This window comes from Brevundimonas albigilva, from assembly GCF_023503965.1.
Lineage (GTDB): Bacteria > Pseudomonadota > Alphaproteobacteria > Caulobacterales > Caulobacteraceae > Brevundimonas > Brevundimonas albigilva.
In genome coordinates, this window is record NZ_CP097298.1 from 2,301,314 (window position 1) to 2,321,402 (window position 20,089).

Consider the following 20,089-nt stretch of genomic DNA (forward strand, 5'->3'; position numbering starts at 1 on the left):
CGATCGCCGCCTCGGCCACGGTCGACTTGGGCACGCCGCGGCGCCGCGCCTGGGCGACGAGACGCTCGAGCAGGTCGGGTGTGAGATAGACCGTCAGGAAAGGCTTCTTCATCGTGGGGGCCTCACAGGGCGATGCCGTCATCTGGATCGAGCGCGGCCTGTCGGGCGATCCGCCGCATCCGCGCTTCGAGCTCGCCGTCCACGCCCTGGACGGCGTCGTCATCGTCGAGGTCCGGCTCGGGGCCGTTCTCCGCCTTCCCGGCGAGGGCCGGCTCGCTCGCGGTCAAGTCCGGCGCGTCCGGGTCCTGGTCCCGACGCAGGCCGCCATCGTCATCAACGTCGTCAGGCTGACGGGGCGGCGCCGGCCCGTCGGTGCTGACGGCGGCCCACGGACTGACGACGGCGGGGCCCGCGATCACGCCGCGCGCGGGCGGCGCGGGAAGGATGCGGTTCTGCAACTGGGGGTCCGCGTAATAGCGCGTCTTTTTGACCCGCAGGGGCGCGCAGCCCGACGCCAGCACCAGGGCGTCCGTCGAGGGCAGTTGCATCACCTCGCCCGGCGTGAGGAGCGGCCGCGCGGTCTCCTGTCGCGAGACCATCAGATGACCCAGCCAGGGCGACAGGCGATGGCCGGCGTAGTTGCGCATGGCCCTCAGTTCGGTCGCCGTGCCCAGGGTTTCGGAGATCCGCTTGGCGGTGCGCTCGTCGTTGGTCGCGAAGGCAACGCGGACATGGCAATTGTCGAGAATGGCGTTGTTCGGTCCATAGGCCTTCTCGATCTGGTTCAGGCTCTGGGCGATGAGAAAGGCCTTGAGGCCGTACCCGGCCATGAAGGCCAGGGCGGTCTCGAAGAAGTCGAGCCGACCCAGCGCCGGAAACTCGTCCAGCAGCATCAGCAGGCGGCGGCGTCCGGAGCGCGCCTGAAGATCCTCGGTCAGGCGTCTTCCGATCTGGTTGAGGATCAGCCGGATCAGGGGCTTGGTGCGACTGATGTCGGATGGCGGCACGACGAGATAGAGGGAGACCGGCCGGCCGTTGTCGACCAGATCGCCGATGCGCCAGTCGCAGCGACCCGTCACCGCCGCGACCACCGGATCTCGATAGAGGCCGAGGAAACTCATGGCGGTGGACAGGACGCCGGACCGCTCGTTCTCGCTCTTGTTCAGAAGCTCGCGCGCGGCCGCGGCGATCACCGGATGGGGACGCCCGTCGCGATGGGGCGTGGTCATCATGCGGCGTAAGGTGGCTTCGATCGGACGTTCCGGATCCGACAGGAAGGCGGCGACGCCGGCGAGCGTCTTGTCCGGCTCGGCGTGAAGCACGTGGAGAATGGCGCCGACCAGCAGGGCATGGCTGGTCTTCTCCCAGTGGTTCCGGCGCTCCAGCGCGCCTTCCGGATCCACCAGGATGTCGGCGATGTTCTGCACGTCCCGCACTTCCAGGGGGCCCGGCCGCACCTCCATCAGGGGATTGTAGGCGGCGCTCCCGGCGTCGGTGGGATCGAACATCAGGACGGGTCCGAAGCGCGCCCGCCAGCCCGCGGTCAGGGACCAGTTCTCGCCCTTGATGTCATGGATCAGGGCCGAGCCGCCCCAGGTCAGGAGGGTTGGCACAACCAGGCCCACGCCCTTGCCGGACCGGGTCGGGGCGAAGCACAGGACATGCTCGGGTCCGTCGTGCCGAAGATAGCGGCCCTTGAGTTCGCCAAGCAGGACGCCGTCCTCCCCCAGCAGACCGGCCGCCTTCGCGTCCCGAACGTCACCCCATCGCGCAGTCCCGTAGGTGGTCGCCGACGCCGCCTCGCGCGAGCGCCAGACGGCCAGGGCGATCGAGGCGGCGATGGCGGCCAGGCCCGATCCGGCCGCGATCGCCCCGCCTTCCAGAAAGATCCGCGGGGCATAGGCCTCATAGGAGAACCACCACAGGAACAGGCTCGGCGGCGCATAGACGGGATGGCCGGCGACCTCGAACCAGGGCGCGCCGAGCGCCGGCTGGTAGGCGAGCCGCCAGGCCGTCCATTGGGTGGCGCCCCAGACGCCTGTGAGGATGAGGCCGAACACCAGGCCAATCTGGCCCCAGAGAATTTTTCCGGCGGACATGAGCAGGTTCCTTTCAAGGACGGTCAGCGACCAGGGCCGCGCGCGCGGGCGCCAGGCGATCTCGCCGCCGGGCCCGGACAGGCCCGTCACCGATCGCCCGCGTGAGGTTTCGAGGGACGGCCGCCAGGGCGCGAGGCTGAAGCCGAGGCCGTCGTCGATCATGGCGAAACGGCCGGAGGCCAGATCCAGGCGTCGGCGGTAGACGCCGGACACGTCGTCGCCCTCGCGGATCGGCCGGAAGGTCAGGCCGGTGCGGGCCTCAATCTTTTCCGCCGCAGCTCTGAGGTCCCGCGCCTTCAGCGTCTCCAGAAGATCGGACGCGAAGCGCGCGCCGCCGCGACGACGTTCAGCCAGTCCCTTGCCGACGAGGTGATCGATGCGCGCCTCCTGCGCCGCTGCGACCTCGTCGGCGAACCCGCCGGCGGGTTCAACCGGCCTTGGGTCCAGCAAACGCCGGTCCAGCCAGGTCGCGCCCCGCGCCTGGATCTGATCGCGGAGCGCCAGCTCCGACACGGTGACCGTCATCGGATGGGCCCCGCGCGACGGCGGGCTCGCGCGCACCAGGGCGTCGACACGCGGCTCAGGCGCTCCGGCGTCGGACAGGGTGATATGACGCAGCCGACCGTCCAGACCGTCGATGATCGCGAACCCCGTGCCCTTGAGTTCGTCATCCAAGCCGCGCGCGAGCACGCGGCCGACGACGACGGTGGACAGGGGCGCGGTCGTCCATTGTTCGGGCGCCCGCGCCACGCCCCGGGCCTCGAGCGCGGCGGCCAGGCGCTTGGCCACCTCCGCGTCGCGCGCCATGGCCTCCAGCCGGGCGCCGAAGTCGGGCTCAAGGCGCCAACGGCCGGTCCCCTCCGACGTCGCCAGTCCGAGCCGCTCCAGGGTGCGCAGACGCTCCGCCAGCGGTCGGACGAGATCGCCCTCGGCCGCTCCGCCCGCGCGCCGCAAGTCGATCCGGCGCTGCGGGTCCGCGTGACGCTCAAGCATCCGGTCCAGTCGCGTCCGTCGTTCGGCCCCGACTTCCTGCATGAGGGCGGCCGTTCGCTCGTGCTGTCCGGGCGGTCCGAGCTCCAGATCCGCCAGGGCCTCGGCGCGCGCCCTGACGCCCCGGCTGATATAGTCCCGGCTGATCACCAGGTCCGAGCCGTCTTCCAACTGTCCGCGCAGCACGATGTGGACGTGGGGGTGCGCCGTGTTCCAGTGATCGACCGCGACCCAGTCGAGCGGGGCACCGAGGTCCGCCTCGATCCCGGTCATGAGGTCCCGCGTATAGGCGCGCAAATCCGTCAGCTCGCGCGCGTCGTCGGGCGAGACGATGAAGCGGAAATGGTGGCGGTCATCGCCCGCGCGCTGCGCGAAGGCGGAACCGTCCGCCCGGTCGGACCGGGCGTCGAACAGTTGTGCCGGTTCCCCCTCCCGCGTCACCCCGTCCCGCTGAAGATAGCCGATGTGGGCGCCGAGCCCGCCCGCGCTGCGCCGAACCACCCGGGCCTTGACCACCACCTGTCGTCTGGCGGCGCCGGCCTGTAGTCCCCTGACCAGCGCCGCGCGACCACGACCGAACGCGCCGACACGCGCGCCTCCCAGCGCTCGCCCTGTCCGCGAGGCCCCGCCGGCCCGGGCGACGGCGATCCGCACCTGGCGCAGCGCCGTGCCCATGTTCGAGCCTGAACGGGCCCGGATGCGGCCGGGACGGATGCGAAGATCGTCCTCGCGGGTCATCTGCCGGCCGAAAAGGCGCGAATTCCGATGGCTTTTCCGAGCCTTCGGCTCCGACGAAAGGCGAGGGTCGAAAACACGCCTTGTCGCAGCCCTCTGGAAACGCGAGCGAAACGCCCCTCCCACCCCCGCCGCGCCTTGCGGCTTTTATCTTGCCCTCTCTTCTCCTGGCTTATCGGACAGCTCATTCGCGCTCGCCGCCTTCTTCGGGCGCGGGTGCGGAGAGGCGGACAAACAGGCCCTCGATGAGCGAGTTCCCCTCGAGCGGGTCGACTGCGGGGCGATCCGCGTCGGACAGGTCAGTCGGGAAGAGGGACGCCGCGGCGGGATCGGGGCGCGGATCCGAAGGTCGGCGGACGGGCGTCTGCAGGGACGGCGGTTCGAACCGGCGGCCGATCCGCGCGCTGATCCGGGCGATATAGTCGCGGGTCTCCGCGGGAAGCGGCCGGCCGTCCTCGCGATGTTGAAGGTAGCGTCCCGGGCCCGCATTATAGGCGGCCAGCATGCCGTACAGACCGAAGCGGTCGTACATTTCACGCAGATAGGCGGTCCCCGCCAGGACATTGTCCTGCGGATCATAGGGGTCGGCGCCCAGGCCATGCCGGAGCCGAAGCTCGGCCCAGGTATTGGGCATGACCTGCATCAGCCCCATGGCTCCGGCGCGCGAAGTGGCGGTCGGATCGAAGCCGCTCTCCTGACGCATCACCGCGCGGATCCAGTCTTCCGGAACGCCGAAACGGCGCGCGGCCTGCGCGATCAGGACCTCGATCCGCAACTCATCCTGTCCCTCCCGGACGATCTGCGGCGCTTCCGAAGGCGCGGCCTGGACGGCGAACGGCACCGGAAGGAGCAGGCCGAGACAGGCCGTCAGGACGATGCGACGACGCCTCCCGGTCGATTGAAGGGACTTCATCGACGGGCCTCCCGCACCCGGATCGGCACGACCCGACCAAGCAGATCGCGCCGATCGACCGGCCCGAAATACCGGCTGTCGAGCGAGTCCGGGACCTCCGGGGCGAGCAGGAAGACGGCATCCGGCGCGAGGGCGAGGCAGCCCGACCAGCGCGGGAGGGGGCGTCCGGCCGCATCCTGTGTGCGCGCCCGGGCTACAGTCCGGCCGTCGATGAGAATCCGGTCCTCGTGACGACAGACGACCGACGGCGCCGTCGCGGCCAGCGGCTTCAGCAAGGGAAGGCCTTCGGGGAGATAGTTCCGTTCGGCCATCCAGCGGGACCAGACAGGCGTGGGCCGCCAGGCGACCCGGTCTCCCGGGATCGGAGAGGCCCCGGGTTCGAGGCGGTAAAGGCCGATCGGCGCGCTGGCCGAGGCGTTCCAGATCAGCAGCGGCGTTCGCCCGGCGAGCGGACCGAGCGCGAGGGCCGCGAGCCCGGCGAGGGCGGCGGCGAGCACCGGGCGCCGGCTCACGACGACACCTGTTGACGCAGATGGAAGGCGCGGTGGCGTTCGGCGGTATAGGCCACCGGCGCCAGGCTGACGCTCAGCCGGGCATGGACGTGACGCCAGTAGTCCGGGGCTGCGGCCTGGGGTTCGAACCCGGCCTGTTCGACCGCATCAATCACCTCGAGCGCGCGCCGCACGCGGGGCCAGCCGGACAGGCGCAACAAGCTGACCGCACCGGGAAGCACCCCCGGTATGGCGATACGGTCGCGCGACGGATCGGCCGCCTGGAGAATATCGAGGCGCGACACCACCGTGCCGTGGTCGTTCGACGCCCAGCGGACGAAGGCGAAGACGGCGCCCGGCCGGAAGGCCACGAAGCGGTTCCGACGCGAGACGATGCGCTGATCGACGCCATGGCCGAACCGGATCCAGCGTTCGGTGCGCCCCGGATCGAAGACCAGTTCGACCCAGGTCAGTTGCTCCGGCGACACCGGCGGCGTCGCCACGACGACGAACGGCTCGCGATGGTGAGGCAGATAATCCGGCGCGTCGCGCACGCCGTGCTCGCGCGGTTCGCTCATCGAGCCGCATCCGGCTCGGGGCGGCGCGCCGGGGCGATGCGGTCATGGCCCGGATCGGTGGTGGAGGATTTGACGCCGCGATCCGCCCAGGCCTGCAGGTCGCCGACGGCGTAAACAACGCGACCGCCGATCTTCCGATAGAGGGGGCCGGTGCCGTAGCACCGGTGCTTCTCGAGCGTGCGGCCCGACAGGCCCAGGTGGCGTGCGGCTTCGGCCGTGCGGAGATAGCGCGGCGGCATCGGGGTCTGGGCGTCGTGCATGGCGGCAATCCTTGCGGGGCTGGAACGCCATCGGCGGCCGACGGCGGGACAGGCCAAGGATTTCGCCAAACCGGCGCCTGCGGCAGAGGGCGCACGAGCATCGGGTGATGCTCGTGCGTCATCGCTCGCGCGCTTCAGTCACGGCGGCGGCTGGAGGCTCGCCAGCAGCGCGACGGCGCGCTCGGCATGGGCGGCTGCGGCGGCGATGAAGCGCGTGTCTCCCCGCAGCACGCGCAGCCAGGAGGCGATGTATCGGGCGTGGTCCGGGCGGGGTTCGAGGGTCAGGCCGAGGTCGGCGCAGACGAAGGCGGCGCCCAGTTCGGCGACAAGTTCCTCGCGGGCATAGGCCTCGTCTCCAAAGCGACCGAGGCTCAGGTCGCGGTCGAGACGAGTGCGATGGCCGGTCCAGTGGATCAGTTCATGGGCCAGCACCGCATAATAGGCCTCGGCGTCGGCAAAGGCGTCGATGTGGGGCATGTGCACCGTGTCTGCGTCGAGACGGTAGCAGGCGACGTCGCCGCCGGTGCGGATTTCCGCTCCGGTCGCGGCGAGCCAGGCGTCGGCCGCAGTAATCCGTTCGACCGCAGGCCGCTCGATCGGGCCGGGGTAGCGTTCCTCCAGTCCGTCGATCTGGTCGATGTTGAAGACGGTGTAGCGCTTGAGAAACCGTCCGGAGCGGGGGCGTCGTCCGCCCGGTCGGCGCCGGGGGCGGCGTCCGCGTCGGCCTCGCCGGGTCGGGCGAGCGTCGCCGCGTAGACGACGGAGACGCCCCTCTCGCCCTTCCGGACGGCCCCGCCGAGCGCTAGCGCCTGACGAAAGGTCATCCAATGCGGACGTCTGTAGCCGCGGCGACCGGCCTGGGCCCACAGGGTGAGGACATTGACGCCGTGGTAGGGGCGGCCGTCATGGCGCAGGGGGCGGGACACGGCGCCGCCTGTGGACCAGGGCCGGGTCCAGGGCCGGACCCCGGCGTCCAGATCGGCGAGGATGAGGGCGGTGATCTCGGCGTGGGGATCGGGCCGAGCGGAAGGGCTGGGGCGCGACATGGGGCCTCCTTGGAAATCCACGATGATAGGAGGGAGGCGGCGGCGCGGTGCGCCGCCGCCGGGCTCTCAGTTGCGCGACCAGATCAAGCTGAAGCCGTCGTCGGTCTCGATCAGGGAGGCGTAGATGGGCGCCGGGAAGCTCGGATCGTCCAGCTTGACCGAGAGGTAGTCGCGGTTCGCCTGCGAGGTCTTCTTCCAGGCGGCGCCGAACTCGGTGGAACCGGCGAAGATGCGGTAGTCGGGCGCCTTGTCGTCGGCCTTCTCATTGGGCCGCAGTTGGGCGTTACGGACGTTCAGGGTCAGGGTCTTGATCGCGCCCGAGTAGGCGCCGTCCGCGAGGGTGAAGGTTCCGATGGTGGCCATGATGATCTCTCCATTTCAGTTTCGGGCCACGCCAGTCGCGGCCTCGATGGCGATCGTCAGGTCGGTCCGGAGAGGGGCCGCAGTCCCGCCGCGCCGCAGGCGAAGGGGCCCGTAGCGCCAGCGAAGGACCGGGCCGTCGCGTCTTTCTTGCTGCGCGAGGAGGCCGAAGGCCGGGGAAGAAAGTCGCGACGACCGGTTGCGCGCCCCGAGGCGAACCGACCAGATCAAGCCGGGAGAGGTCCGCGCAAGGCGGGCCAGAACAGGGAGAGATGCGTTTCTGACACCCGGGATTTCAGCCGGGAACGCGCCTCCGGGCCGGGTCAGGCCCGCTGTCGTCCGTGCGCCCCGCCAGTCCTGCAAGAAGCGGCGACGGCGGCCTTGGATCGTACTTCGCTGGCCCGCGGTCGCGTCAGAAATGCATGCCCGGCTGGGAGTCTTCCTCGTCCGAGACCAGCATATGATCCGGTAGCGGCCAGGCGGTCCTGTGCCGACCGATCCTGTAGGGCGCCATGGATTCGTTCAGGGCCCAGGTTTCCATGCGGGCCGTGGTGCGTTCCGGCGCGAAATAGTTGCCGTAGACCCAGCGGAACCGGGGATTGCGTGGGGTGTAGAGCCGGGCCTCGACCACGTTCCGCAGATGCCTGAGCCGCTCCGACGCGTGTCCGTTCATCGTCTCGAAGCCGACATGGACGACGCCGGGGCGGTCGTCAGGAAGTTGGCCCTCGGCGTCGGCGATGAGCCGCCGGAAATGCTGGGCCTTGAGCAACTGCGCCTGCCGGGCCGTGCTGATCCAGGTGACGACGCTGCAGTGATAGAGGGTGGACGCATAGAAGGGCCGCCCATCGGCGGGTCGCCAGCGGCCGGAGAAGCTGTGGTCCGCCTGGTCGTCGTAGCGTCCCGACGCCAGTTCGATCATACGGCTAGACCCGTAATAGACGTCGTCGCGGTCCATGACTTCGCGCACCAGACGCCAGTTCGACGGTGTGAGGCGGCCCGCCGACACGGCGTCGTCCCACTGGAGCGGGCCTTCGAGGGCCTCGGCGACCCGGGCCTCGAGATAGTCGGCGGGAATGTCCTGAAGCTCCGCCTTATAGGCGACGCGCACGACGACGGAGCGGCCCAGCCTTTCGGACAGGCGGTGCACCGGCGTGGCGAGCGCGAGTCCGTGAGCGCGCTCGTTCTCGGCGTAGGCGGTGCGCGTGACCCGTTTGCACTCGACCGCCCAATGACGCCGTGGTCGCGCGACATCGAGGTCGGGCGAACGCGGGCCGCCGCGAACTTCCGGCACGAAGGTGGTCGTCCAGCCATGGCGTGACCACGCCAGGGCGACGAGCAGTTCATAGATCGCCGGCTCCACGGCGGCGCGGCCGCCGTTCATCATTCTCTCGGCGCGCTCTTCCGCGCCCGGGATCGCGCGGATCCGGTCCAGTTCGCGACCCAGCCGGGTCAGATAGGGAACCGTCCGCGCCAGCATGTCCGGCGCCGTCCATTCGCGGCCGTCACCGAAACTTTCGCCTTGCAGGATCCACCATGCGGCGGCGTCCGCCGGATCATAGGCGTCAGCGCCTTCGCCGTTTCGCCACAACTCCCCCGCGCGGGTCAGCCGGGCGCGCGCGGCGTCCAGCCGACGCTCCATCTCGGCCCGGGGCACAAAGCCCTTCAACCAGTCGACGGCGGCGAGCACCTCGTGGTCGCGCCAGTCCTGCCCCTCTCGCGGCGCGATCCAGTTCGGCCCCTCGTGCGTCATGGCGCCATCATGGGTGGTGACGCCGTGCGCTTCAAGCTCACCGTCGGAAGGCCGTCGGTTCGCGCGCAGTCTTCATGCGCGGACGGAGGCTGACCGTCCTGCCGAAAGCAAAAAGGCCGCGCGCCCCCGAAGGGCGCGCGGCGAGTTTGAAGTGGGCGTCCGCCTATTCGGCGGCGAAGACGTAGTCGTCGTCCCCGCCGTCTTGCCCGGTCTCGCCGGGCGCCGCCGCTTCCGCCGCGATAGGCGCCGTCCTCAGCAGGGGCGGCAGCCACCCCTTGCCCTCGACCAGACGTTCGGCGGCGTCCGCCATGTCGCCCTTCCTGAACCCCGCGATCCGTCCAGCTTCCTCGGCGTTGGTCGCCTCGGTGACGGCCTCTAGAACCCGCGCCTTGGGCACGCGCGAGAAGTACGAGGACGCCGTCGCGGACCATGTCCGGGTCATGTCCAGACTGACCGCCGTGGCCAGGGTGTCGGCATGATCCCACGCGCCGGGGCGGCGTTCGTGAGGATCGCGGACGGCGAGCACGCCGACGCCCGCACAGGTCGCCATCAGGTCCAGCCGTTCGGTACGGGACAACGCCGTCACCACGGGCCACAGGTCTTGCGGCTTCTCCGGCAGTCGCGCGCCCCACGCCTCGCAGCGATCCGACACCTGCCGACCGGCGGGCGCGTCGGAGACGCCCGGCGCCGCCCGGTCCAGCCCCGGCGTCTGCAGTCGCAGTTGGAGAACGCTCCAGTCGCCGTAGGGCGCCACTCCAGAGTCCACCACAGGCCCGTCCGCAAGATCTCGCTGATCGGCGCCGGCAGATCCCCCTGTGCATCACGACCAGACGGCGCCCAGTTCTCGACAAGAGCTAAACTCATCCGTCGATATAGCCGCTCTCGACCTAGCCTTGGACAAAGCGGACCTCCAGCCGCCTTGATCAGACAGAGCCTGGACAATACCCGGCCAGCCCATTGCCATTTCTTTCCGGCGACCGCAGCATTGACGGATGGTCATCGCCCGATCGGAAGCTTGCAGGACAAAAGGGGGCGACATGAGCAACGCGCACGAAGACGTCGCGGAAGGTTTGCGCCTGATCTTTGAAGGCATACGCCACCTTCAGGGCCATTGCGGCACCCGGCATCGGTTTACGATCGACGGCCGCCTCGTCGGCGATATCGGCGAATTGATCGCCGAGCGGGAGTTTGAAATCCGTCTCGATAGAGTAGGCCGAGCGGACTATGACGCCGTCGCCGAGCACACTGGACGGGACGTCCAGATCAAGGCCGGTTTCAAGGACAGCCTGACCTTCAAGAAGACGCCGGACCTCTATCTCGGCCTTCGCCTGAGCGAAGACGGTTCGCACGAGGTCATTTTCAACGGCCCAGGCGACGTGATCGCCGAAGCCATGAAGACGAGAGCAGGCTTCGGTGAAAAACTGCTGTCGATCTCGATGGCGAGGCTGCGGTCTCTGAACGCCCGAGTTGAACCGGATCAGCGCATCCCGGCTCGTCGAAAACGCTGACAATCCCCTACGACGCCAAGCATCGCGCGCCGCCTCGCCCGCAATCAGGGAACACCTCCTCCACCTGCAGCGATCACGGCGGCGCCGGCGCCAGAAACTCATCCTGCGGTTTGTCCATTCGGAGCTAGGCGGGTCACTCCGATGGGGCAGCACGAAGGAATCATGTTCATCACCGTCGAGGACGAGACAGGCGTGGCCAAAGTGGTGATTTGGCCACGCTTTCATGAGCAGCAACGCCGGATCGTCCTCTCATCCAGCCTTGTTGGTCGTGGACGGCAAGGTCCAGCGGGAGGATGAGGTCGTCCATATCGTCGGGACCCGGCTCCACTACGGTTCGGACCTTCTCGCGTCGGTGGGCGACAGGGGCGGCGCCTTCCCGCTCCGGCATGGTCGTGGCGATGACCTCGCGGCGCCGCGCCGCCGCGCGATATCTATATTCTCGACCTCTCCCTTGATGTGATCAAGGTGAAGACTCGCGACTTCCGTTGAGCCGGGATGGAGACCGACAGATGCGATGCCTGTTCTGCAAGGCTGACTCCTCCCGGTCCAGGAGCGTGGAGCACATCATTCCGGAGTCTCTGGGTAACAGCCGGCATATCCTCGGCCGGGGCGTCGTCTGTGACGGCTGCAACAACTACTTCGCCAAGGGGGTGGAGAAGCCTTTCTTGGAGTCTCCTGGGGTGAAGACGCTGCGCTTCGAACAGGAACTCCTGAGCAAGAAGGGCCGCGTCCCGACCATCAGCGGTCTTCTCAGCCCGGGCGTGCCGGTGGAGGTCACGCGGTTCCCAAAGCTCGAACTGACCTCCGTCGCCGTGCCGCCCGACGCCTTCGAACGCGTCATTGCGCAAAAGAGCGGCCAGCTTCTGATCCCGACCGCCGGTCCCTGGCCGACGGGCTCCGTCCTCTCGCGCTTCATGGCCAAGATCGCGCTCGAGAGCATGGCGGCGCGTCTCGAGACCAGCGAGGGCGGTCTGGATTATCTCTGCGGCGAAGCCCAACTCGATCCGCTACGAGACCACGCCCGACGCGGAACCACGCCCATCTGGCCGGTGCATGTGCGCCAGCTCTATCCATCGGACGGTTACATCGTGGACGCCTCGGGAGACCGTCAGCAGATTGTACACGAGTCCGACTTTCTGGTGACGGCCGCAGGCGAATGGTATTTCGTACTTGCGCTTTTCGGCACGGAGTTCGCCATCAATCTGAGCGGCCCGGACATCGACGGCTATCGGCGATGGGTTTTGGAGAAGCCTGGGGAAAGCGTGCTCTACAGCCTGAAAAACCTCGCATTGCACCCGATGCCGACCTCCGCCTGACCGAGGTTGGTCATTGTTAAGCGCGGCGCGCCGAGGCGCCGATCTCCGGCTAGCGCTGAACCATGCAGCCGCCATGACCCCGACTCCAGGTGAGGACAGCCGCCGAGTTCAAGGGCTCTTCAGGCCCCTCAAGAGCAGCCGCTCGAACGACACTGCATGTTTGATATCCGCCATCGTGTCCGGGTGCAGAGCCAGCGCATCGAGGTCGGCCTTGCGCTGCGCGAGGGCTTCTGCGCCGGCACCTGACGCGCTGGCGGCCAGCCGTTCGACGACGCGTTCCAGGGCTGAGAGGCGAAGCGAGAGGTCGGCGATTTCTCCAAACGGTCATCAGGATTCTTGTCGCGCGGGCCGCTCTGTTGGAGGCCGCCCGCTCAGGTTCTGAATAGCAGGTCGGCGAGCAGTCGGGCGTTGATGCTGTTCGTGGAAGGCGCCGCGCTCGGGTGCAAAACCGCCGAGTCGATGCTGAGCGCGCTGGCGTACCGGTTCGCCGATAGGAAGGACGCCAGTTTTGGACTGATGGCGAACGGGTTAGCGCCGGCGACATTGGGATGGAGCCATACGGCGTAGCTGCGCCGGATATGGAAGTCCGAGTGCAGTTGGACGAACAGGTCTTCGCCGGCCATGAGCTTGGTGGCCGACACCTGTGCCGGTGCGATGACCTTGTAGCGTCGTCTTGCATCGGTGTGGCCGGCCTTGAGGTCTGCCTTCACCTGGGCGTAGGTCTCGCCACGCTCATGCCAGGACGACAGGCGAACGAGCAGATCGATGTCGGGGTTGACGGGGTAGTTGCGGCGAATGTTCGCGCTCTTCGGATATCCTCCGTAGAAGCTGTGCAGTTCCGCTTCTTCGAACACGCTGCGTATCTGATTGCTCTTCCCAGAGCCTTGGTCGCCAATGATTAGGACAAGCGTATCGATCATGATTTCCCCACTAAGTTCGCTGATTTGGACATCCATCTGCGTGTACCGCATCCTTCACGGCTCCGTCCTGCTGGCGCCGCCTGATGCGATTTGGACCTCTACTGCGAACACATGGCTCGGCCAGCCTCTCAAAATCGGGAGAGAATCTTGCCGTTCAACCGATACAGATCCGGCTCCAACGCCCGGATGAAAGGAGCCAGTTGCCTGAACTGGTCATCGACCGAGCGTCGCGAGACGTGGAAATGGAACTGCTCCTTGCCCCGCATCCAGCAGCGCGAAGGCAGATGATCAGACGACCCATCCGGATCGAACCGCACATAGATGACGAAGCCGCACACGCCGAACCACGCCAGTTGCGCCACTTGCCGAGCGCCGCGGGCGCCTGTTGAAGGCGTCAGGTAGTAATAGACGTCGTTGGGGTTGGTGAAGGCGGCGAAGGAGAACATGTCGCGCTCCAGCCCGACATCCACCCCCTTGGGAATTGGCGCGCCCCGAAAGCAAATGTCCTCGAAGACGTCGCGATAGTCGCCAAGGTCGATGTGTCCGGGAGTATCGGGCGAAATGGACGCATACTTCCACAGTATGCCGCAGGCGAAGCGGATGAAGGCGTCCGGGTCTGGTGCGCGGAACGCATGGTTCCCTTCATCAATCCGGGATTCAGTTCCTGTCTTCACACCCACCTTGCGTGACCGCAGGCGCCCGAGCAGACGCAGCGCGACCTCCTCATAACGGCCGAGTTTTCCGTCGCACGGTCCGCAGAGAATACGAGGCGCGTAGCGGCCGGTCTTTGACGCCTGCTTATGATCCTGGTCCGGGTGGATGATCAGATGTTGCTCGCCGGATTTCGGCTTCATCTGGATTTCCCGAATGAAGCTTTCCGGGATCAGATGGGCTCTGATCGTGGGGCTTGCCCCACAGACCAGACAAGCGGGTGTAGCCGGTTCGCCTGCTTCCCCTTCACCCGCCATCACCGCCCCTCCAGATCACTTCGTGGCTCCATGCGCCGCCGCAGTCTCTAAGACCCGCGACGTGACAACCTCAAGTTTGCTCGCCGCGCAGCAGGCAAGAACCCGGGATGCATGAGGTCATCTACGATCAGCAGGCGGCCGCTGGTCAGGTCTTGCGCCGGATGGTCGTCATCGGCTCGCCGCCGTCGGTCTTTCGCACCTCAATAAGCAGGTCCGGGTCAGGACCGCGCGGGGTGTAGTCGAACACGTCGTCCGACGATCGGCCGAGCGCGAGAAGATAGGTCTGCAGCGCCTGTACGGCGAAGAGTTGATGCCCCTTCGACTGCAGGATGATGATCACAAGGCCGATCAGGATGAAGGTGCGCCGCTTGCGCTCCAGAATGGAGGGCTGCGGGTTCTCGACAACCATCAGGCCCTTGTCGGACGCATAGAGAAGGGCGCTACGAAGGTTCGCCTCCGTTTCGATGTGGGCCTTGATCGAATCCGCTCCGGCCTCGGACGCAAGCGCGGCGAACCTCTCCTCGAAAAGGGTCAGTCGCCCCGGCTCCTCACCCTTGCTGATCTTGACGGTGAGGTTGAGCGGCTCATCCGGATTAATCATCTGGTCCGGAGGAAAGCCCCAGGACTTGCCCGGAATTCGCACATCTATCCTGGGGCGCTTCTTGTCCGTCACCAACATCAGTTGCGGATTGGGCCAGCCGGATTCGGCAAAGAAGGCGCCGACCATTTTGACCATGATCGAGAAGCCGGCCTTGTCTGCATGCCGCGTCGGCTGGAGCGCTCTGGAACCGGGATAGCGCCTCTGACGAAGGGCGATCATAAGCGCGGTTGCGGCTTCTTCTTCCGCCGTGATCGCTCGAAAGAGGGCGATCTCAGGATCAAGGTCGGCGATCAACCACGCGCGTTTCAAGCCCTTGATGGCGTTGAGCGTGGAATGACGGGGGCGCTCGGCCAGTTTTCGACAGGCCTCCGCCAATCCTTTTTGAAACGGGGAGAGCGGGATTTCCTGCTGCGTGTCCGTCATTTCTCCTCGCTGCGCTCTATGCTTGGCGAAGGTGGTGCGGAGGCGTCTTTGCCCATGGGCTGATCCGGATGAATTTTTGCGAGAAAAGCGTCGCGTTCAACGCGCATCTTGCCAAGCAGCAGCCAGACCCCGAGCCCAAGTTCCACCCGCCATGCCTGGTCCCCAAGTTCAGCCATGAGTTCGGCGTTCTGCGACAGGATTTCGGCTGCGGCGCGACGGTCTTCGAAAGGATTGTGGCCCAGGTCTTCGACCAGTGACGCACCGCTCTGCTGAACCCGGTTGAGCGCGTGCTGCATGACCGTCTCGACCGCCATGGCGTTGACGGCCGAACTGACGTTGGGACCGAGTTCAAAGGCGCGGCGGATTCGAACCTCATGGGTCTTGAGAGCGAAGGCTTTCTCGGAATGAGCCGCCTTGTTTCTCACCTCCCTCAGATCGTCGAGCGCCTTGAGCGTCGCGGGCGAGATGAGACCAACCAGAGCCGCAACGCGAGACCGGGAAGACCAACTCGCCAACGGGCCGACCCCTTGGTCAATCTATCCAGGTCGCTCGCCTCCAGCGCGCCCGGCTGGAGCTTGCGCAAGGCGTCACCGAGGAAGGCCGAGAGCATTTCGCCGGCCACCAGCATAGCGCCCCGGTCTCCTTCGCGCTGGACAGCCTCCATGATCAACCGCCCGGCTTCGGCCGTCTCCGGGTGAGACAGAAATTCCCTTGTCTCGGCATCCGGATTGTCGCGATCTGCATCAGTCATCGGCCCCTCCCTGCATTCACCAGGCCCCGACAAGTTGATAGCCGCGGGCGCGACCACCGCAACCACGGTTCATGGCGGCGAAACCTCCGGATATGGGTCGCTCCATCGACCGGATCGCCATCGCGCGTCTTGAGGCGCGACAACCAAGCCGGGAAAACGGGGGCGTTTATAGGGAAAGATTAAAGCCTGGCTTCGCAAGGTGAAGGTCTATCCGCCCGTCCGAAACGGGTGCAACCAAGCCCCAATCGTTGAAACTGCAGGGTCGGGGTGACGCTGTTCCAAGGGGACGTAAGAGTTGGCGACACAGTGGATCATCAGGGGCGATGCCCTGCGAACGCCTGCACGCCAGGCAGGCGGCTGGGCGCTCAAGGGATTTGATTTTCAGGAACAGTACGCCGCGTTCAAGGTCGTCGAACTTCTGGGCTGCGTCGGCGGCCTCGTCGCGGTTCGCTATGAAGGCGCCCAGGATGTCGACCTGCTCTATGGCGACGGAAAGCAGGTCCACGTCCAACTCAAAAACCGGCCAAGCGAAACGCTCAACTGGACGGCGTTGGACGCGGTCCTTCAAGGTTTTCTAAGCGACTGGCTCGATGCAGACCAGGCAGAACGGCCGTTGCTGTCGTTCAAGCTGATCACCGTCTCCATGCCGGAAGGACAGGATGTCACCCGGGTTATCCGACGAAAGCACCTGAACCTGATCGCCAAGAAGCTGGCGGACGGAGCCAAGCCTGAGTTGAAGGCAGCCCATGGCAAGACTCTCAAGGAACACGCGCTGAAGATGCTCAGCGTAACCCAGATCGAGTTTGCCGCTCCGGACTTTCAGGGTCAGTTGGCGCTCGCGACCCGCGGAAGGTTGGCGCCATTTCTGTCAGAACCTGCCGACGCGGCTTTGGCGATCTCCGACATCCTCGCCACGCTCGACGCCGGCTCCGTCATTACCGGACGTGCAGCTCTCGATCTGGTCAGGAAGTATGCGCTCGCGCCAGGCCATCCTTTCCGTGCGAACTCGCCGTTCAAGGCAGTGGGCGTCGGGATGGCGGACCCGAGCGAGAGCGCCGTCAAAAGCTTCCGAAACGGGGACATCGTCACGTGGGAAGGTTTGGACGACGAGATCGATATCTCGCGTGATGCGGGTGTCGCGCTGAAGGACAAGATATTGTCCGCGACGCATGCCGAGTTCCATCTCGTTCGCGGTCCCGGAGGTTCCGGGAAAACCACGCTGGCGCGACGAACCGCATACGACATCGCCAGTTCTGGCAGCATGCTGACCTTCGACCTCGTCGATCAGGATCCCAAGGATAAGGATTGGGATCGGCTTTTCGCCTTCGCCAAGGCGATGGATCGGCGAGTGCTTTTGCTGGTCGATGACCCCAAAGACCGAACATCCGCACTGGACTATCTGTTGGGGATCGACGCCGACCTTCCTCTCGTCATCCTGTCCACGACGCGGCCGGACTTCGATGTGAACACCATGCTTCACGAGGCCCGGATTCCCGTCTGCGATACGGATTTGTTGCGCATCACCGATGGTGAGGTCGACCGTCTGGCGGCGGCCTTGGAGAAGTCCCCTCCAACCGGACGACGGCTGACCGATCTCCAAAACTCGGGTCAACTTTTCCTTCTTGCGATGGTGATGGCGGAAGGATCGGTCGATCTGTTCGCCACCAAACTGCTCGCGCCTCTCAAAACCGCAGCGGCGCCTGTTCTTTCCGCCTATCTCGATCTCTGTCTTTGCGCCCGGCTCGATCAGCGGATGCCGGAAGCCTTGCTCCTGCGACGGCATCCGCAATCGGTCAGACTGGACGAGAACCCCCATCTGGCGGGGCTGGTCACGCGCTTGGGCGTCAACCGGGACGCGCTAAAGGCTGGTCACGCCGTCCTCGCCCAGGCCGTCATCAAGGTCGAGGGCGTCAATCCGGCTTCAGCGGCTGCGGAGCTTCTGGAGAAGGTCAGGCCCGAACGCGAAGTCGAACGCCGCTTTGGGATCCGGCTGGTTCAGAACATCATCCATCTGGACAGAGGCCCCGCACTGGCGTCGAGCGATGTTCTGGCTGAACACCTCCTGCGCATGGCGGCGAGCGGCGAGTTCGCGGACCTGCATCGAATTACTGCGGCGCTGAAGCAGTTGGGCGAGCCCGCAGCGCTGGCGAAGGCCCAGACGCTGGCCGCGAAGTCTCCCATCAGAACCGGCGTCGATGCGAGCATCAAGATGGGTGAGGCCAAGGGTGCCGAGAAATTCACCGCATTGTTCGATGAACTCCTGACCTTCTACAGCCGCGTGGATACGCGCTATGGGCGCCGCAACTTCATCGCACGCTGCAGCAACGATGCGACGCCCACCCAAGCTGAAGCAATGCTCCGCGTGATGTTCCCCTGGTTGTCACGGCATGGCTATCCCGCTCTCGAAACCAAATCCGTACTCGATGTGATGGCGACGCGAACCGACCTGGCGGTCCGGCCCTTCGCAGTTCAGATCGCTGATCTTCTTGACCACATGCCCTCCGATGAAAGGGCCCTGTATCCCGCCGTGATCGCAGTTGACGCGCGGATCCCCGATGCTGCCCTTCGCCAGAAACTGGCCTCTGCAGCCAATCGCATTCTTTCGGTGGAAAGCCTCATTACATTCCCGCCGGCTGGTTCGGTCTACGCCAGACATCTGGCTGAACACGGCGGGGACCAGGCGCGCCAGGAGTTGGCGCAACTGATCTTCCGCGCCGCAAGCGATCCTCGTCTCGACGGTGATGGGCAGACGCGCAAGAACCTGCTTGGAGCTGCGCTCGGCGTCGTGCCTGACTTGGGTCTGGAGGGGTTGCGTCGGGAGGCCTTGAAACTCTCTGTGGCGGAGCCCGTCACCGCTGAGGCGCGAATGGCACTCACCCATATCCGCGCGCCTCAACCTGTCGAGATCGCTGTATCTGTAGGATAGTCACCGGATCAGACGGCGAGCACCGGCATTTCTCACTTCGATCGAAAGCCACGACTATGCCGCGTCAATTGCGTCGCCGACAAATCGGCGCCTCACGGTCAAATCGATCCCAGACAAGAGCTGTGCCGCTGCGCACCATCGCGCAATTGATCTCTACGACCGCCTCATTCCAGCAAATCGCGGTCACCCGGTTATAGCTGTTGCCAGTAGGCTCGCACTGCAGGCGCTGACCGTCGGCCAGCTTTCTAAGCTTCCGGGTCGCGCTGGCCGCCGATGCAGACGGACAGGGATGTCCCGGGCTGCAGGTTTCGTCGCTCTCCCGGGCTGCGACAGCATGGAGTCGTATCGCGTTCCGTCCGCGCATCGCAGGGTGTCGCCATCGTTCACATAGGCAACATCACAGACCAGGGCGCCCGACTTGGGGGCGTCACCGAGGCTGCCGTGTGAACTAGACTCGTTCCGGGCCAACGCAAAACGAGCACAAACACGACGATAGCGACAGCCGCCACAAGCGCGGCGAAGCCTAGCCCCAACAGCGGCCGCCGGCGTTTTCGTGTGAACGGACCTGCACGCCTCTGAGAAGCACCCGCTCGAAGGAGATGGCCCGCTTGATGTCGCCCATCGTATTGGGATTGAGGAACACGGCCTCGATTTCTTCGCGGCGCTCCGACAAGCGTTCGGCCGCTGGACCGGATGCTGTCTCCGCCACCCGTTCCACCACACGTTCAAGTGCCGAGATGCGCATTGAAAGATCAGCGAGTTCGACGGGTGTCATGAAGAGCCTTAAGAATTGAAGATGGGAGACGTCGGACGGAATGGTCCCGAGGACGAAAGCAGGCCCCTACAAAGTTTGGCATGCTCATTTCATTCGCGCTCGCCAGCTTCCGAGATAAGCAGTGAGCTACTCACAGGGTTTCAATGCAATCCGCCTCCGTTAAGGCTCAGGACCTCCATGGCTCGAGGCTTTCGACCGAAGCTTCGGGCGAGTTTGCCATCGCCGCCACAAAGGCCCTGATATCATCTGCCTTCTGACTTGAAAGCCTAGGTTGGCCTTGGGGAGATCGCGAGCCTGGGACCGAGTCATTTCTCGAATTCTTACCGGGTCGCGTAAGGGGCTTAACTTCTTCAGCCTTTGGGGTGGCGCAATCAGCGATTGATCGTCCTCGTAAACAGAGGCGCCGCCACAAGCTTCTAGGGGCTCGGACGCTGCTTCCAGCCCACAGCTTCAATGTGAACTTTTATCACATAGCGGCTTGGTTAAATCGTTTGGTCCAAATGAGCACGTCAAGCATATCCGGCGGCAAAGAGGCGCGATTTGGAAGTAGCGCTCACGGTCGAACGGAGTGATTGTTGACGGTGCCGATCATAACAGCCTTGAAGCCTCGGAAAGCTATCTTGGGAGGCGGGCTTGGAGTGGCTCAACTAATCGCCTTCGGGACATCGCTCTATCTTTT

The 20,089-nt window shown here is 65.8% G+C and carries 20 protein-coding genes and 1 pseudogene; 4 read left to right on the forward strand and 17 right to left on the reverse strand.

Annotation, left to right across the window (positions count from 1 at the left end; translation table 11 throughout):
• Positions 1-122: 122 nt before the first annotated feature.
• The 11 genes and pseudogenes from MU852_RS12230 to MU852_RS12280 all read right to left on the reverse strand — a co-directional run bounded on the left by MU852_RS12230 (position 123) and on the right by MU852_RS12280 (position 9,991).
• Entirely contained in the window at positions 123-2,099 is a 1,977-nt protein-coding gene (locus MU852_RS12230) for a conjugal transfer protein TraG (RefSeq protein WP_249751953.1), read from the reverse strand.
• A gap of 60 nt (positions 2,100-2,159) precedes the next feature.
• Positions 2,160-3,827 (reverse strand): annotated as a pseudogene (locus tag MU852_RS17930) (DUF3363 domain-containing protein); the annotation flags it as partial.
• A 181-nt stretch (positions 3,828-4,008) separates the two neighbouring features.
• Positions 4,009-4,737 carry a lytic transglycosylase domain-containing protein gene (locus MU852_RS12240; protein WP_249749793.1) on the reverse strand — a complete coding sequence of 243 codons (729 nt, stop codon included), beginning with the start codon at positions 4,735-4,737 and terminating at the stop codon, positions 4,009-4,011.
• Positions 4,734-5,249, reverse strand: coding sequence for a S26 family signal peptidase (locus MU852_RS12245; RefSeq protein ID WP_249749794.1), 516 nt, complete (start codon positions 5,247-5,249; stop codon positions 4,734-4,736). Before MU852_RS12245 ends, MU852_RS12240 begins: the two co-directional genes overlap by 4 nt.
• Positions 5,246-5,806: a DUF2840 domain-containing protein gene (locus MU852_RS12250; RefSeq protein ID WP_249749795.1), complete on the reverse strand. Its 561-nt coding sequence runs from the start codon at positions 5,804-5,806 to the stop codon at positions 5,246-5,248. Before MU852_RS12250 ends, MU852_RS12245 begins: the two co-directional genes overlap by 4 nt.
• The gene (locus MU852_RS12255; protein WP_003167716.1) at positions 5,803-6,066 is read right to left on the reverse strand and encodes a helix-turn-helix transcriptional regulator; all 264 of its coding nucleotides are present in this window, start codon (positions 6,064-6,066) and stop codon (positions 5,803-5,805) included. The genes MU852_RS12250 and MU852_RS12255 overlap by 4 nt, the downstream gene beginning before the upstream one ends.
• 138 nt (positions 6,067-6,204) lie before the next feature.
• The gene (locus tag MU852_RS12260) at positions 6,205-6,597 is read right to left on the reverse strand and encodes a zincin-like metallopeptidase domain-containing protein (protein ID WP_249751954.1); all 393 of its coding nucleotides are present in this window, start codon (positions 6,595-6,597) and stop codon (positions 6,205-6,207) included.
• Positions 6,480-7,112: an ArdC-like ssDNA-binding domain-containing protein gene (locus MU852_RS12265; RefSeq protein ID WP_249751955.1), complete on the reverse strand. Its 633-nt coding sequence runs from the start codon at positions 7,110-7,112 to the stop codon at positions 6,480-6,482. The genes MU852_RS12260 and MU852_RS12265 overlap by 118 nt, the downstream gene beginning before the upstream one ends.
• Positions 7,113-7,178: 66 nt before the next feature.
• Entirely contained in the window at positions 7,179-7,475 is a 297-nt protein-coding gene (locus tag MU852_RS12270) for a DUF736 domain-containing protein (protein ID WP_003167714.1), read from the reverse strand.
• Positions 7,476-7,884: 409 nt separating this feature from the next.
• Positions 7,885-9,222, reverse strand: coding sequence for a hypothetical protein (locus tag MU852_RS12275; protein WP_249749796.1), 1,338 nt, complete (start codon positions 9,220-9,222; stop codon positions 7,885-7,887).
• Positions 9,223-9,385: 163 nt separating this feature from the next.
• Positions 9,386-9,991 (reverse strand): hypothetical protein, encoded by a 606-nt coding sequence (locus MU852_RS12280; protein WP_249749797.1) that lies wholly within the window; start codon positions 9,989-9,991, stop codon positions 9,386-9,388.
• A 268-nt stretch (positions 9,992-10,259) separates the two neighbouring features.
• On the opposite strand from MU852_RS12280, the gene MU852_RS12285 reads away from it, so the two are divergent.
• The 3 genes from MU852_RS12285 to MU852_RS12295 all read left to right on the forward strand — a co-directional run bounded on the left by MU852_RS12285 (position 10,260) and on the right by MU852_RS12295 (position 12,046).
• Positions 10,260-10,730 carry a DUF6998 domain-containing protein gene (locus tag MU852_RS12285; protein WP_249749798.1) on the forward strand — a complete coding sequence of 157 codons (471 nt, stop codon included), beginning with the start codon at positions 10,260-10,262 and terminating at the stop codon, positions 10,728-10,730.
• A gap of 223 nt (positions 10,731-10,953) precedes the next feature.
• The gene (locus tag MU852_RS12290) at positions 10,954-11,190 is read left to right on the forward strand and encodes a hypothetical protein (protein ID WP_249749799.1); all 237 of its coding nucleotides are present in this window, start codon (positions 10,954-10,956) and stop codon (positions 11,188-11,190) included.
• Between the two features lie 49 nt (positions 11,191-11,239).
• A complete protein-coding gene (locus tag MU852_RS12295; protein WP_283843615.1) occupies positions 11,240-12,046 on the forward strand; it encodes an HNH endonuclease in 807 nt (268 codons plus the stop codon).
• Between the two features lie 371 nt (positions 12,047-12,417).
• Here MU852_RS12295 and MU852_RS12300 read toward each other — a convergent pair whose 3' ends face one another.
• From MU852_RS12300 to MU852_RS12320, 5 genes are all read right to left on the reverse strand, one after another.
• Complete coding sequence (locus tag MU852_RS12300) at positions 12,418-12,966, reverse strand: hypothetical protein (RefSeq protein WP_249749801.1); 549 nt, start codon at positions 12,964-12,966, stop codon at positions 12,418-12,420.
• 128 nt (positions 12,967-13,094) lie between these two features.
• Complete coding sequence (locus MU852_RS12305; RefSeq protein ID WP_249749802.1) at positions 13,095-13,820, reverse strand: hypothetical protein; 726 nt, start codon at positions 13,818-13,820, stop codon at positions 13,095-13,097.
• A 259-nt stretch (positions 13,821-14,079) separates the two neighbouring features.
• Entirely contained in the window at positions 14,080-14,958 is an 879-nt protein-coding gene (locus MU852_RS12310; RefSeq protein WP_249749803.1) for a hypothetical protein, read from the reverse strand.
• Entirely contained in the window at positions 14,955-15,383 is a 429-nt protein-coding gene (locus MU852_RS12315) for a hypothetical protein (protein WP_249749804.1), read from the reverse strand. Before MU852_RS12315 ends, MU852_RS12310 begins: the two co-directional genes overlap by 4 nt.
• Positions 15,384-15,388: 5 nt before the next feature.
• Entirely contained in the window at positions 15,389-15,709 is a 321-nt protein-coding gene (locus MU852_RS12320) for a hypothetical protein (RefSeq protein WP_249749805.1), read from the reverse strand.
• A 295-nt stretch (positions 15,710-16,004) separates the two neighbouring features.
• Between MU852_RS12320 and MU852_RS12325 the strand changes: the two genes are divergently transcribed.
• Entirely contained in the window at positions 16,005-18,635 is a 2,631-nt protein-coding gene (locus MU852_RS12325; RefSeq protein WP_249749806.1) for an ATP-binding cassette domain-containing protein, read from the forward strand.
• Between the two features lie 523 nt (positions 18,636-19,158).
• Here the strand turns inward: MU852_RS12325 and MU852_RS12330 are convergent.
• Positions 19,159-19,410 carry a hypothetical protein gene (locus tag MU852_RS12330; RefSeq protein ID WP_249749807.1) on the reverse strand — a complete coding sequence of 84 codons (252 nt, stop codon included), beginning with the start codon at positions 19,408-19,410 and terminating at the stop codon, positions 19,159-19,161.
• Positions 19,411-20,089: the final 679 nt, after the last annotated feature.